The 13,117-nt window shown below is 68.1% G+C and carries 11 protein-coding genes; 6 read left to right on the top strand and 5 right to left on the bottom strand.

Features of this window, described 5'->3' with window-relative positions:
- Positions 1–11: 11 nt before the first annotated feature.
- Positions 12–1,214 carry an MFS transporter gene (locus OG698_RS44480; RefSeq protein WP_406109832.1) on the bottom strand — a complete coding sequence of 401 codons (1,203 nt, stop codon included), beginning with the start codon at positions 1,212–1,214 and terminating at the stop codon, positions 12–14.
- A gap of 89 nt (positions 1,215–1,303) precedes the next feature.
- Here OG698_RS44480 and OG698_RS44475 point away from each other — a divergent pair, with 89 nt between their 5' ends.
- A complete protein-coding gene (locus OG698_RS44475; RefSeq protein ID WP_406109831.1) occupies positions 1,304–2,065 on the top strand; it encodes a DeoR/GlpR family DNA-binding transcription regulator in 762 nt (253 codons plus the stop codon).
- 490 nt (positions 2,066–2,555) lie between these two features.
- Here the strand turns inward: OG698_RS44475 and OG698_RS44470 are convergent, their stop codons facing one another.
- Together OG698_RS44470 and OG698_RS44465 are read right to left on the bottom strand one after the other, a co-directional pair.
- Positions 2,556–3,770 carry a cytochrome P450 gene (locus OG698_RS44470; RefSeq protein WP_406109830.1) on the bottom strand — a complete coding sequence of 405 codons (1,215 nt, stop codon included), beginning with the start codon at positions 3,768–3,770 and terminating at the stop codon, positions 2,556–2,558.
- A gap of 555 nt (positions 3,771–4,325) precedes the next feature.
- Positions 4,326–5,234, bottom strand: coding sequence for an NAD(P)-dependent oxidoreductase (locus tag OG698_RS44465; protein ID WP_406109829.1), 909 nt, complete (start codon positions 5,232–5,234; stop codon positions 4,326–4,328).
- Between the two features lie 83 nt (positions 5,235–5,317).
- Between OG698_RS44465 and OG698_RS44460 the strand changes: the two genes are divergently transcribed.
- Positions 5,318–5,689 (top strand): winged helix-turn-helix transcriptional regulator, encoded by a 372-nt coding sequence (locus OG698_RS44460; RefSeq protein WP_406109828.1) that lies wholly within the window; start codon positions 5,318–5,320, stop codon positions 5,687–5,689.
- Positions 5,690–5,889: 200 nt separating this feature from the next.
- Here the strand turns inward: OG698_RS44460 and OG698_RS44455 are convergent, their stop codons facing one another.
- Positions 5,890–7,341 (bottom strand): amidase, encoded by a 1,452-nt coding sequence (locus OG698_RS44455; RefSeq protein WP_406109827.1) that lies wholly within the window; start codon positions 7,339–7,341, stop codon positions 5,890–5,892.
- 371 nt (positions 7,342–7,712) lie between these two features.
- Between OG698_RS44455 and OG698_RS44450 the strand changes: the two genes are divergently transcribed.
- From OG698_RS44450 to OG698_RS44435, 4 genes are all read left to right on the top strand, one after another.
- Complete coding sequence (locus tag OG698_RS44450; RefSeq protein ID WP_406109826.1) at positions 7,713–8,414, top strand: 2-phosphosulfolactate phosphatase; 702 nt, start codon at positions 7,713–7,715, stop codon at positions 8,412–8,414.
- 976 nt (positions 8,415–9,390) lie between these two features.
- A complete protein-coding gene (locus OG698_RS44445) occupies positions 9,391–10,047 on the top strand; it encodes a YceI family protein (RefSeq protein ID WP_406109825.1) in 657 nt (218 codons plus the stop codon).
- 387 nt (positions 10,048–10,434) lie between these two features.
- Positions 10,435–11,082, top strand: a complete 648-nt coding sequence (locus OG698_RS44440) for an HD domain-containing protein (RefSeq protein WP_406111631.1) — start codon at positions 10,435–10,437, stop codon at positions 11,080–11,082.
- Positions 11,083–11,108: 26 nt separating this feature from the next.
- The gene (locus tag OG698_RS44435; protein WP_406111629.1) at positions 11,109–12,086 is read left to right on the top strand and encodes a GlxA family transcriptional regulator; all 978 of its coding nucleotides are present in this window, start codon (positions 11,109–11,111) and stop codon (positions 12,084–12,086) included.
- Between the two features lie 32 nt (positions 12,087–12,118).
- On the opposite strand, the gene OG698_RS44430 is transcribed toward OG698_RS44435, so the two are convergent.
- The gene (locus OG698_RS44430) at positions 12,119–12,862 is read right to left on the bottom strand and encodes a class I SAM-dependent DNA methyltransferase (RefSeq protein WP_406109824.1); all 744 of its coding nucleotides are present in this window, start codon (positions 12,860–12,862) and stop codon (positions 12,119–12,121) included.
- Positions 12,863–13,117: the final 255 nt, after the last annotated feature.

The following is a 13,117-nucleotide window of genomic DNA, read 5'->3' as shown; positions in this document are numbered from 1 at the left end:
CCGAGGGGCGTTCAGTTGCTGCTCGCTGCCGCCTCGCGCGGGCGCTCGGATCCGGTGCGCAGGACCCCGGCGGCCACGGCGGTGATCGCACACAGCAGCGTCAGCAGTACGAAGGCGTGGTTCAAGGCGACGAGGTGGGTCAGCCAGCCGATGACGGCGGGGCCGGCGAGCATGCCGACATAGCCCAGCCCGGCGACGCGGGAGACGTTGGCCCCTGCAGCGGAGGGATCGGCGTGCCCGGCCGCGCTGAACAGTTGCGGGACACAGCCGGACAGCCCCAGACCGAATAGCGCCCAGCCTGCGAACGCGGCCCACATCCACGGTGACAGAGCCACGACCGTGATGCCGACGGCGGCCGCGGCCGCGCCGTAACGGAGGATTGCCATGGCCCCGAAGCGGGTGACGAGGCGGTCGGCGAGGAGCCGGCCGATGGTCATGGTCGCCGCGAAGGTGCCGTACGCGAAGGCTGCCGTACTCGCGGATGCGCCGAGAACGTCCTCCAGGTGCAGGGCGCTCCAGTCATTGGCGGCTCCCTCGCACAGCATGACCATCAGAGCCAGGGCGGCGAGGAGCCAGATACGTCCGCCGGCGCTCCGGCGCTTGGCGGCCGGCGCTTGCCCGGCCTCCTCCACCGCGTCGGTGTCGGCAGCCGTGAGGGCGGCCGGCAGCAGGGTGCGTGCCGACACCAGGGCGGTCACGATACCCAGGGCCCCCATGGCGGCCATGCCCGCGGCAGGGTTCAGGCCGGCGCCCGCCGTAGCCGCTCCGGCGACCGCGGCGAGGACGCCGCCGACCGAGAACGTGGCGTGGAAAGCCGACATGACAGGTCGGCCGTACGCCTTCTCCACCTGCACAGCGTGGGCGTTCATGCTCACGTCCAGGCAGCCGTTGCAGAAACCGAGGACCAGCAGGGCACCTGCCAGAGTCCACGGCTCTCGCGAAAGGCCGGGCAGCACCAGGCTCGCGCTGCACAGTGCACCGGTGGCGGGGACGACGACGCGCGCTCCGAGGCGGTCGGTCAGGCGCCCGGCCACCTGCATGCCGATGAAGGCGCCGAGGCCCAACAACACCAGGAGTGCCCCGAGCGTCGCGTGGCTGATGCCCACGCGCTCCTCGATGGCGGGGATGTTCACCACCCAGGTACCCATCACGGTGCCGCAGAGCACGAAATACGCAAAGGTCGCTATTCGAGCGTTTCGAAGCGAATGAATCATGACAACTACAGTAACGAACATTCCATGCGATCGAACACTGTCACTTCGCACACATTGACTGTTCGTTTTGGCCGGTGTTCAATCGTGGCATGAGCAACGCAGACCGGCACGGGATGATCGCGCAGACCGTCAGAGAGTCGGGAAGGATCACCGTCCAGGAGCTCGCCGAACTGACCGGTGCCTCCGAGATGACCATCCGGCGCGACCTCGACGCGCTGGCCGCGCAAGGCGTCCTTGAGCGCGTCCGCGGCGGGGCGCGCACCTTGCTGCTCCGGGGCGAGGAGCCGCCCTTCGCGCTGCGCGCTCACGAGGCCGTCGACGCCAAACGCCGCATCGCGGCCCACGTCGCCTCACTCATCGCCGACGGCGAGACCGTCCTCCTCGACAGCGGCACCACCTGCCTGGAGATCGCCCACCTGCTGCGCCGGCGGCCGGTCACGGTGATGCCCCTGTCCTTGCAGGCCATCCATGCACTCGGCGAGGGCCCGAGCCAGGCCACTCTGATGGTGCCCGGCGGGCAGCCGCGGGCCGCCGAGGGGGCTCTCACCGGCCCCCTCACCCTCGCCTCCCTGGCGGCTCTGCGTTTCGACACCGCTGTCATGGGCTGCTGCGGTCTGAGCGCAGCCGAGGGCCTGACCGCTTACGACCTCGATGACGCCGCCGTGAAGAAGGCCGGCATCGCCGCCACGCGCCGCATCATCGTCGCCGCCGACGCCAGCAAGCTCGGCCACACCGCCTACGCCTACGTCGGCCCCTCCACACTCCTGCACACCCTCGTCACCGACACCACAGCACCCGCCGACGAGATCACCGCGCTCGAAGGCACCGGCATCGTCGTAAGGGTCGTCTGACAGGACCCCTACGCTCCGTGGAACTCAGCCATCTCTGTGGGACTCAGCCATCGACGGCGTCGACCCCGCGCTCGCGCAACGGGCCCCGATCGCGGCCATGGTCCGGGCCATCGCCGCTCCACCCGGAACGGAGGACGCGCCGATGAAACCGGCGACCGGCCCCTGCCCAGTGGCGATCGGCGCTCATCAGCCTTTGCGCACCGACACGACCTCCATGTCGTGTAGCCCAAGAGCCCTTCCACGCCGTGCTCCGCGCCGAGTCCGGGCACGAAGCCACCCGGGCCTTCCGTCGTGTCGCCCTCGACGAGGAGGGACAGCCCGTCCCTACGTCTCTGTTCGATCAGGCCAACGACCTTGCCTGTGCCCGTCGAGCGGGTGAAGGGACGGCTGGCTTCGCGGCGGCGGAGTCCGCGGCATGGAACCGGCTCGGATGGCGCCGGGGGTGTTTCACCATCCGAGCCGGTTCTCAGCGGGGGCTTGTCCCGCGTTGTCAGGCCGCGTCGGGCGTGAGCTTGACCGGCACGGAGCGGTAGTCGTTGCCGATGAAGGAGGACTGCGGCTGGAACTCGGCGGGCTGGGTGGCCAGTTGCAGTCGCGGAAAGCGGTGGAACAGGGCGGGCAGGGCTACGCGGGCTTCGAGGCGGGCCAGGGCGGCGCCCAGGCAGAAGTGGATCCCGTGTCCGAAGGCCAGGTGTCGGCGGTCTTCGCGGTCGATGTTGAACTGGTCGGGGTCGGGATTCACTTCGGGGTCGCGGCCGTGGGCGCCGAAGCCGATCAGGATGAGGTCGCCTTTCCTGATGGTCAGGTTCCCTCCGAGGTCGATGTCGTCGGTCGCGTAGCGCAGTGGAAGGTGCATGATCGGCGGGTGCTTGCGCAGTGTCTCCTCGACGACGTCGTCCCAGCGACTTGGGTCCGCGAGGACCGCGGCGAGCTGGTCGGGGTGCTGTGCCAGTTCGACGACTGCGTGGTTGATCAGCGAGACCGCGGTCTCGCTGCCGGCTCCGATCATGAGGATGAGGGTGCTGACCAATTCGTCCCCGGTGAGCGGGGCGTCGCCTGCCTGTTGGGTGTCCAGGAGCACGCTGGTCATGTCCTCGCCGGGCTGGTCGCGCTTGTGGGCGATGAGGGTTTGCATCGCCCGGTACATGGCGTCGCGGATCTCGGTCGCCCGGTCGTCGTCGGCACTGGAGTCCAGGACCGAGTCGATGACCTCGAGCATCTGCGGTCGCTGTTCCTCGGGGACACCGAACAGGTCGCAGATCACGCTGGTCGGGACCGGATAGGAGAACGCGGTGCGCAGGTCGAGCCAGGCCCCGGGGCCGTGCGTCTCCATCTGGTCCAGCAAGCGAGCGACGATGGCCTCGACGGCCGGACCCATGGCCTCGATCCGGCGGGCCGTGAAAGCCTTGCCGACGAGGTTCCTCAACCGCTGATGGCCGTCACCGTCGGTGGTGAACATGCTGATCACGTCGACCCAGGCGGCAAGCCACGGCACGGCGAAGGGCCGGTAGCCGGGCCAGCTCTTGCGGGCGTCCTTGGAGACGCGGGGGTCGACCAGCAGCTTGGTCACCACTTCTCCGCGGGTGACCGACCATGCGATCAGTCCGGCGGGCATCTCGACCCGCGTTGCCGGGCCGGCTGCGCGTAAGTGGTCGGCCTGCTCGTACAGCTTAGTACCGGTGGTGTCCAGGACGGTCACAGTCATGCGGTCCCTCCCCGGGATGAAGTGACGGCGAGCCCGGAGACACGCTGGGCTCGGAACGTAGCCTGCAGCGCCACGGGGCACCGGTGGAAGGGCCCAGGGGCGGTCAGGCACCTTGGGATTCGAGATGCGCAGGTCCCACAGCTGGTCGAGGACTGCTTCGATCGCGGTCTGCACGATGCCGCGTGGGTGGGCGAGCCGCTACGACCCTCTTGGGCGCCGCACCGCGAAATTCCGGCGGACCGTCGACGGCCAGGCCCTCGAGAGACCCTCTTCCGCACCGTCCTGGGACGGGTGGTTGTAGAAGACCAGGTCACTATCACCACGCACCTCACCGCCGACCATGTCGACAGGCTGTTGCTGTCCACGAGATGTGTGGCGGACGGCAACGGCGCCTGAACCGGGGGGCAATGCCGCCACAGCAACAGGGGCCCCAGTGGGGTTGCCCCACTCCCTGCCGGGTCAGTTGCCGGGTGACGGTCCGCCGAGGGCGCAAGGAGGCGGTGGAGTCCGGGGCGGAGTCGCGGCTGGGCGTGTACGCATCGGTCCCGAGTTCGGTCATCGTGGTTCGCGGATGCTGTCGATGATGCGAGTCCAGTTGTCGCTGCCATGTCCGTCCCTGATCGCGCGCCGATAGTGGGCCTGCACGGCCAGTGGGAGTGCGAGGTCGAGGCCGAGTGACGTACTGGTCTCGACGATGTGGTCGGACGTCGCACCCATCATGGTGACCGTGCTGAGGTCGCCGGGATGCTCTCCGGCATCAAGCGCGGCGCCGGGGGTCTCTTCACCGGCCCTAAGGATGTCGCCGATCGAGTCGGCGGAGGAGAGCAACTCCGGCAGTGCTTCCTTGGCCTTCATTCCTGCGGTGCCCAGCATCGCGGTGGCGTGCATCAGGCTGGACAAGGTGGTGAGGAACACCGCGAGTTGGGCTTGATACATCAGCTGCGCGAGGCCCGGGTCCTCCCCCAGGTGCTTCGGTGTTCCGAGCAGTGTCAACGTCGTCAGGTGGCTCTCCATGGCCTCGTCGCGGCCGCTGTAGTAGACATGGGCAGCCTCCGTACCGACCATCGGCGCGGGGACCATGACACCTCCGGCGAGGAAGGTGGCTTCGTGGCCCGCTGCCCAGGTCGCTGCCTCGCGTGTGCGGTCGGGAGTGTCAGAACTCAGGTTGACCAGCGTCCGGCCGGCGAGCGATTCGGTGGCGCCGTCAAGGACGTCGTACATCGCCTGGTAGTCGGTGAGGCTGAGGATCACGAGGTCACTCGCTTCGACCGCCTCGCTGGGCGTCGCCGCGAGCGTTGCTCCGTCGCTCACGACACCGTCGGCCCGACCGGCGGTGCGGTTCCAGACGGTGACCGGGTGGCCGGCAGTGAGGAGGGTGCGTGTCATCGCCTGGCCCATCGGGCCAAGCCCGATCACGGTGACAGCGCTGTTCTGCCTGGTGGTGCGGTTCTGTTGTTCGTTCACCCCTCCATGATCGGAGAGCACGACTAGGCTCGGAAGTACCCACTATTTTCTGCGGTACTTACCTTTTCGTAAGGGGATCAGTGATGGCCTTGGCGCCGAGAAGCGGGCCTTATATCTGCGGCATCGACGCCGCCCTCGACGTGGTGAGCGGCAAATGGAAGGGACTGATCCTCTGGGAACTCGATGCCCATCGCGTACGCCGCTTCGCCGCTCTCCGTCGCGGTCTGCCGGGAGTGAGCGAGAAGATGCTGACGCAGCATCTGCGTGAGATGGAGGCGGACGGACTCGTGCACAGGGAGGTCTATGCCGAGGTGCCGCCACGGGTGGAGTACTCCCTGACTGAGCACGGGCGCACGCTCAATCAAGCGCTCGGTCCGCTCGGCGCCTGGGGGGCTGAGCGGATACGTCGCGAAGGCTCCGAAACGGTCGATGTAGCCGAGACCTCAAAGGGCTGAGCATGGGGGCGGCTTCCTGGTCGTCGCCCCCATGCTTCCCCCGGTGAACGGCCCCGCAGGGCCTTGTCAGCAGCTTCAACCGGAGGCCCCCACGCCAGAACCCCTTGCACCAGAGCGGGCTTGAAGTCGCTGGTGTGCGCATTCGGAGGATCTCGTCGTGATCCGCACCGCGCCCTCGACGGACACCCTGGTAGTACGCCCTATGTCGGTGCCTGGAAGCCGCCGATCTTCTGCTCGAGCAGTTCGGCCAGCCGCAGCGGGGTGCGGTCCTCGAACATCGGACCGATGAGCTGCACTCCCACCGGCAGACCCTCCGGGGACCGGCCCGCTGGTATGGCGGTGGCGGGTAGGCCGGGCATGGTGGGCAGACCGGCCCAGACGAGCTGGTCGAAGTACGGGTACTCGACACCGTCGATGTCGATCCGGCGTTCCCTTGGATCGGGGTTGTGGTCGTGCGGGAACGCGGGAGTGGGCGTGATGGGACACACCACGGCGTCGAACTCGGCGAAGAGCTGCCGCCAGCCGTGGCGGTGGAGCTCGCGACGGCTGTTCGCCTCGATCCAGTCGCGGTGGCTGAACACCATGGCGCGCAGCCGCGCCGCATCGAGACTCTGGTCGTCTGCGCCCAGTCCGGCGGCGCGGGTCCGCAGCTGCTCGTACGCTTCGACGGGAAAACGTGCAACCTGGCTCGAAAACAGCAACTGCGTGTAGAGCATCGCGGCTTCGGTCAGATCGGGCAGCAGCGGACTGTGCCGTTCGACGCGGGCGCCGCCGTCGACAAGTGCGTCGGCCACCCGGTTCACGCCCGCCCGCACGGCGGCCCCAGTCGGAATGAGCGGATGCTCGTCGAGGACCAGGACCCGGAAGTCGCAGAGCCGCTCGCGGCGCGCGAGCGGCAGCGTCAAGTCGTGCGCCACACCGAACGTCAGCGGGTCCGGTCCGGCCATGACGTCGAGCAGGAGCGTGAGGTCGCGGGCTGTACGCGCCATCGGACCGACGACGGCGAGGTCAGGTTCGGCCGGCAATGCCGGCGCGGGCGGCGGGACCATACCGCGGCTCGCCGCCAGCCCGAGTGTCGGCTTGTGTGCGTAGACACCGCAGAAATGTGCGGGGGTGCGCAACGAGCCGCCGATGTCGGAGCCGATGGACAGCGCGCCGAATCCGGAAGCGAGGGCCGCCGCTGATCCGCCGGAGGATCCACCCGGCGTGCGACCGTGATCCCACGGGTTGTTGGTGGTGCCGTGGATCTCGTTGAAGCTCTGCACATCTTGCAGTCCAAAGGGCACGTTGGTCTTACCGAGCACCACCGCGCCCGCGGACTTGAGCCGCGACACCTGCACCGCGTCCTCGGCCGGCATGTAGTCCCGGTGTAGCGGCATGCCCCAAGTCGTGGGCAGCCCGGCGATGTTGTAGGACTCTTTTACCGTCACCGGAATGCCGAGCAGCGGCCGGTCCTCACCGCGGGCGCGCGCCTGGTCGGCACCGCGCGCGGCGGCCCGTGCACGGTCGAAGTCCGGCACACAGATCGCATTGATCGCCTTGTCGTCCCGCTCAATACGGGTGATCGCCTCGTCGGTCAGTTCCGCCGAGGTCACTTCACCGGCACGCAAGGCAGCCGCAATTCTTTCGGCTGACTGAGTATTCCATTCCATGAATCCGACCGTATCGACCGCTGGAAGGGGTCACGAAATGCCGTTTCGCGCAACGGGTTTGACGTCTCAGAGGCGAGGAGGTGCCGTTGCACGGATGCGTCGCCTGTGGATCTCCGGGGGGTGCCACGACACAGGCGCCCTCGACGCCATGTACTTGGGCAGGCCGCATGTGGAGGAGGCGAGGCCGACTCTCGACGACCTCATCGAGACACGGTCGGACACTGGTCGACGGCCGTGATCACCAAGGGGCCCGCGTCGTTGCGCACTGCTTTCGCGACGCGGGCAGCCGGAGTTGTTGCCTTCCGAAACCGTCGACGTGATGCGCGTCACTGCCGGAGTTCTTCGGGTCGGGGGTACGAGATCATGACCGGATGGACGCTCATTTCCTTGGCATCTCCGAGCTGGTCGAAGCCCCGTCCGTGGCGGTCGTGGTCGACGTCATGCGCGCTTTCACGGTGGCTGCGTGGGCCTTTGCCCAGGGAGCGGAAAAGATCGTTCTTGCTGAGTCGCTGGAGGAAGCCCTGGCGCTCAAGGGTCGCCACCCGGATTGGGCGACGCTCAAAGACGGTCCGCCCGCGCCCGGGTTCGACACCGTCAACTCGCCGGGCCTGCTGCGGTCTATTGACCTCGGCGGACGGACCGTCGTGCAGAAAACCACGGCAGGGACCGTCGGCGCCCTTGCGGTCAAGGAGGCGTCACTGGTGCTGTGCGCCAGCTTCGTGGTGGCGGAGGCAACGGCTCGGCTCTTGCGGACACGCGAGCGTGACGCTGTCACGTTTGTGGTCACTGGCGAGGATGGGCAGGCCGATGAAGATCTGGCGTGCGCTCAATACATCGCTCGGAGGGCCACCGAGGCTGAGACGGATGCAGTTGAGTTCCTCCGCCGCGCCGGCAAGTCGCGCGCCGCCGCCGAGCTGGCGGAGGGCGTGCGTCAGGGAGTCCATCCTGATGACGTCGCACTCTGCCTCGAGCTCGACCGGTTCCCCTTTGCCATGGTGGCGACCTTGGAAGACTCGCTCATGATCCTCCGCCCGTGCGCGGTGCCGTCGCTGACCGACGAGGCTTCGGCCTGATCGCTGTCGCGCACCACTTGATCGCTCACGCCGCCAGGTAACGGAGAGCCCTTCCCAGCGGTAACCGCCCATCGACCAGAGGTCCAGTGCGGCAACCATGCACCGCCCGCAGGCGTCCAAGTCCCCCCGGAAAGGGGTCTCTTGCGTCGGCCTGACATTCATGAGTACGGGTTCTTGTTCCATAGCGCGCCGGACGGCCCGGGCCCCCGGAGTCACCCTCTGGGACGAGATCGACACCGATCGACGACAATCCCCTTGGTCCTGCGCCAGCAGATCCAGCCCCGAGTCCCCGTCACCCGCGGAACACGATCCGCCAGGAACACAGCAACGCCGAGCACAGCCACTACCCCACAACTCACAACACCGTCCACTGATCAGCGACCGCGCCTCAGCCGATCGACCCAGTGGCCAACACCCCGTCGCGACCGACGAGAACACGACTGAAGGGGACGGCCCTATACCTCATACCTCCGCAGGACCGGACCGATCAGGACCCCACCCCCACCGACCGTCAGGCAGCTGGACCGGCACCCTGCGTTCCACCTGAGCCCGGACCTCAACATGACACCCCTGAGCCGCAATACGGAACGCCTCCCCACACAAGGCCAAGGCCGCACTCGTCGCCCCGCCCGCGAGACCCCGGCGACGCATACGCATCAGTTGCGCGGCCAGGCGGGCTGACCCCACCGCCACTGCCCTACAGGAGACCACCCCTGCTCACGAGTTCGGGCTGCAAGGGGCGGTCACCGAGTTCGCCACGAACACCGACCTCGCCACCTCACCGAACCGCGCAGTGACTTTACGTGAAGACGCATCGCCGGACAGTACATCCACACTCATGACGATCCTGGGTCGATCCTGTGCATCTTTGCAGGCCACGACAGAGATATCGGACGAGGCCACCCATCTCCCCACCCACCCCCTCCCCACACCGTGATAACACGGAGTAATCAAAATCGAGGAGGGCTACGACCGCATGGGTATCTTCAGCCGTCGCCAGAGCGCGACCATCGAGCCGACACCTACCGCCGGCCCCCGTACCCCCTTCCCCGACGACGCCGCCGGCGCCACGCTCGACCCCGCCCTTCGCGCACTGACCGGGCAATGGACCATCGACCGCCCCCACAGCCGCATCGGCTTCTCCGTACGCCACGCCATGGTCACCACCGTCCGCGGCGCCTTCACCGACTACGACAGCACCCTGTACTTCGACGGAGCCCGCCCCTCCCAGTCCCGCGCCGACATCACCATCCGGGTCGCCAGCGTCGACACCGGCGTCGAACAACGCGACGCCCACCTCATCGGCACCGACTTCTTCGACGCCCGCCGCCACCCCGAGATGACCTTCCGCAGCACCTCCACCACCCACGAGGGCAAAGAGACCTTCCGCATGACGGGCGACCTGACCATCCGCGGCGTCACCCGCCCCGTCGAACTCCAACTCGACTACCTCGGCTCCGTCCTCGACCCCTTCGGCTACGAACGCGCCGGCTTCGACGCCACCACCACCATCGACCGCACCCAATGGGGCCTCGTCTACAACCAACGCCTCGAAGCAGGCGGCACCATGGTCAGCGAAAAAGTCCGGCTGCAGTTCGACATCTCCGCCATCCGCTCCACACCCATCGCCTAGCCCCACCACCCCGCACGAAAGCCTCGCTCTCGCCTCACCACGACAGGTGGGAGGGCTACGAGGCCTGGGGATGTAGGCCCGACCGACGGCGAGGCGGCTTCGGCGCTGTCCTGGCAGGCCTCGCAGTCATAGGCACCGGCGGTCATCGGCGTCCCGGCGACCCCGGCCACCCGGCGCCAGACGCCGGCCCCGGCCCGAAGCCGACCATCCGCCCCGCCGACGCACCTCAACCCCACCCGCCCGCCCGATGTCCGTATCTGTGGCATACCCGGCCGTACAGCCATGGCGCGCGCCGCCCACGCGACGGATGCTGAACAGGTCGGCGGACACGTCGGCAGTGAACCGGCAGGACGAGGCCATCGCGTACGGAAGGTCCGGGTGAGCAAGATGAACAACGACGGTGCTGTAGTGGCGGGTGTGCCCGTGCCCGACACGAAGCTCGCGCGCGAGGCGGAGCAGCTGGTACGGGACACGACGAGCGAACTGATCTACCACCACTCGAGGCGGGTGTTCTTCTTCGGGGCGCTCCAGGGCCGCAACCGCGACCTCTCCTACGATCCCGAACTCGTCTACATCGGCGCCCTGTTCCACGACCTGGGGCTGTCCGAACGCTTCCACGGCAGCGGCCGCCGCTTCGAAGTCGACAGTGCCGACGAAGCCCGGCGCTTCCTGACCGCGCGCGACGTTCCGCCGGACAGTGTGCGCCGCGTATGGACGGCGATCGCCCTGCACACCACGCCGGGAGTGCCCCAGTACATGGAGCCGGAGGTCGCACTGGTGACCGCAGGCGTCGAGTACGACGTGCTCGGCATCGGCTACGACGACCTGTCCGCGTCCGACCGCGCGGCCATCGTCGCCCTGCACCCGCGGCCCGACTTCAAACACCGCATCCTCGCGGCCTTCACCGACGGTGTCGCCCCGAAGCCGGACACCACCTTCGGCAACGTGAAGGCCGACGTTCTCGCCCACTACGTGCCCGGCTTCGAGCGCGGCGACTTCGTGCGGACGATCCTCGACTCGAAGTGGGAGCAGTGAGCCCAAGAAGGCCGGCGGTGCCGACGATCGTGATCGTCGCCTTCGACCAGGTACAGCTCCTCGACGTGACGGGGCCGACGGAAGTATTCACCACAGCGACCGGCACCACCGGCGGCGCCGCCTACGACGTGCGGATCGTCTCCCCCGACGGCGCCGATGTCCGCACCTCGTCAGGCGTGCGGATCGGCGTCGACATCGGCCCGGACGCGCTGCCACGCCGCATCGACACCGTCCTGATCCCCGGACGCAGCGACTGGCGCACCGCCGTACAAGACACGGAACTCGTCGCCTTCACGGCCCAACTCGCCCGCCGCGCACGGCGGGTGGCGTCCGTCTGCGCAGGCGCCTTCCTCCTTGCCGAGACAGGCATCCTGGACGGCCGGCGAGCCGCCACCCACTGGCGGCTCGCCGCCGACCTCGCCACTGCCTACCCAGCCGTAACCGTCGCCCACGACCCCATCTACGTACGCGACGGTCCCGTCGTCACGTCGGCCGGGGTGAGCGCGGGGATCGATCTGGCGCTCGCTCTGGTCGAGGAGGACCACGGCGCCGACACCGCCCGCGATGTGGCCCGTGAGCTGGTGGTGTTCATGGCCCGCCCCGGCGGCCAGTCACAATTCAGTGCGCGCCTCAACCCCGCCACCGGACAGCACCCCGCAGTACGCGCCGCCATGGACGCCGCCGGAGCCGACCCGCGGGTGGCGTCCGACCTCACTGCCCTGGCCGAGGTGGCCGGCGTGAGCCCCCGCCACCTCACGCGGCTGTTCCGGGCCGACACCGGAATGACCCCCGGCCAATACATCGAATCCGTACGTCTGGAGGCGGCCCGCGCCCTGCTCGAGGGCGGCGGCGACGCGGTCGAACACATCGCGCAGGCGGCGGGGTTCGGCTCATCGGAGAGCATGCGCCGGGCGTTCCAGCAGACGCTGGGGGTAGCGCCCACCGAATACCGCGCACGATTCCGCACCACCCGCACCACCAACCCCACGGTCACCCGGGCCTGAACCCGCAACACCACACGAAACCCCCACCCCAGCTACGACGTGTGTGGAATTCGGTAGACGGAGACATGAGAGGGCGACTCGGCAGTGAAGGCACCGCCCGCCCAGTCCGCATGCCTGCTTTCCAGTTCGAATCCAGCCAGCTGCGCCATGAGGTCGAGTTCCCCCGGCCAGATGTAGCGGTGAGGGCTGCGGAACAATTGAGCCTGCGTGGTCTCGTCGAACCGGAAGTGGTGTGACACGACGTGCTGACGCAGCACGTCATAGGTGTCCAAACCGATGTAGCCGACATCGGCCTGCCAGACCATGGCGGTCTGGCCCGGCGGGAGCTTGCGCAGCTCAGGTACCCAGAGCTCGATCACGAACCGACCACCGGGCTCGAGGTGTCGGGCCGCATTGCGGAAGCACTCGACCTGCTCAGCCTGGGTGAGCAGGTTGGAGATCGTGTTGTAGACGAGATAGACCAGGGTGTACTTCCCCGGGACGACGGTGGTCGCCATGTCACCCGGGATCACCGGGATCGTTGCTTCGTCCGCCTTGGTGCGCAGTTGCTCCACCATCGGCAATGACAATTCGATGCCGGTGACAGGAATCCCTCGCTCGGCGAGCGGGACGGCTACGCGGCCGGTCCCGATGGCGAACTCGAGCGCGGCTCCCTCCCCTGCGAGCTCGGCGAGGCGGTTCACGGTCGGACCCAGGACCTCAGGTGCGAACATGCCGGATCCCGGCGTGTCGTAGCGCTTGGCAACTTCCGCGTCCCAGATTTTCGCCTGCTCCATTCCACTAACGCTCGCCGCTGGCCTCCGAGATGTCCAGCGAATAACTACCTGGTTCCGCGCGGGGATTGGGAGCAGCTTCTGACCGGCCCGGCCCGGCCCGGAGCAGAACGCGCCCATTTTCGGTTCCGGAGGTTGGTGAGTGTCGTCCGCCGCCGGAACCCTTCCTTCTACCCGTTTGGACACGTGCCGGTTGCCAGGCACCGCTGACGGACGTCGGATCTGAGTGGGCCGGTAATGCACGCCGAGGCGACAGTG

The sequence above is a fragment of the Streptomyces sp. NBC_01003 genome (assembly GCF_045162695.1).
Lineage (GTDB): Bacteria > Actinomycetota > Actinomycetes > Streptomycetales > Streptomycetaceae > Streptomyces.
Note: the sequence above shows the minus strand (reverse complement) of the source record. Positions and strands in the feature narration are given on the sequence as shown.

What these genes read in the sequence shown, in the direction of transcription:
- OG698_RS44480 (WP_406109832.1), bottom strand. Translation starts at nt 1,214, where the DNA reads ATGATTCATTCGCTTCGAAACGCTCGAATAGCGACCTTTGCGTATTTC.
- OG698_RS44475 (WP_406109831.1), top strand. Translation starts at nt 1,304, where the DNA reads ATGAGCAACGCAGACCGGCACGGGATGATCGCGCAGACCGTCAGAGAG.
- OG698_RS44470 (WP_406109830.1), bottom strand. Translation starts at nt 3,770, where the DNA reads ATGACTGTGACCGTCCTGGACACCACCGGTACTAAGCTGTACGAGCAG.
- OG698_RS44460 (WP_406109828.1), top strand. Translation starts at nt 5,318, where the DNA reads ATGGCCTTGGCGCCGAGAAGCGGGCCTTATATCTGCGGCATCGACGCC.
- OG698_RS44455 (WP_406109827.1), bottom strand. Translation starts at nt 7,341, where the DNA reads ATGGAATGGAATACTCAGTCAGCCGAAAGAATTGCGGCTGCCTTGCGT.
- OG698_RS44450 (WP_406109826.1), top strand. Translation starts at nt 7,713, where the DNA reads ATGGACGCTCATTTCCTTGGCATCTCCGAGCTGGTCGAAGCCCCGTCC.
- OG698_RS44445 (WP_406109825.1), top strand. Translation starts at nt 9,391, where the DNA reads ATGGGTATCTTCAGCCGTCGCCAGAGCGCGACCATCGAGCCGACACCT.
- OG698_RS44440 (WP_406111631.1), top strand. Translation starts at nt 10,435, where the DNA reads ATGAACAACGACGGTGCTGTAGTGGCGGGTGTGCCCGTGCCCGACACG.
- OG698_RS44430 (WP_406109824.1), bottom strand. Translation starts at nt 12,862, where the DNA reads ATGGAGCAGGCGAAAATCTGGGACGCGGAAGTTGCCAAGCGCTACGAC.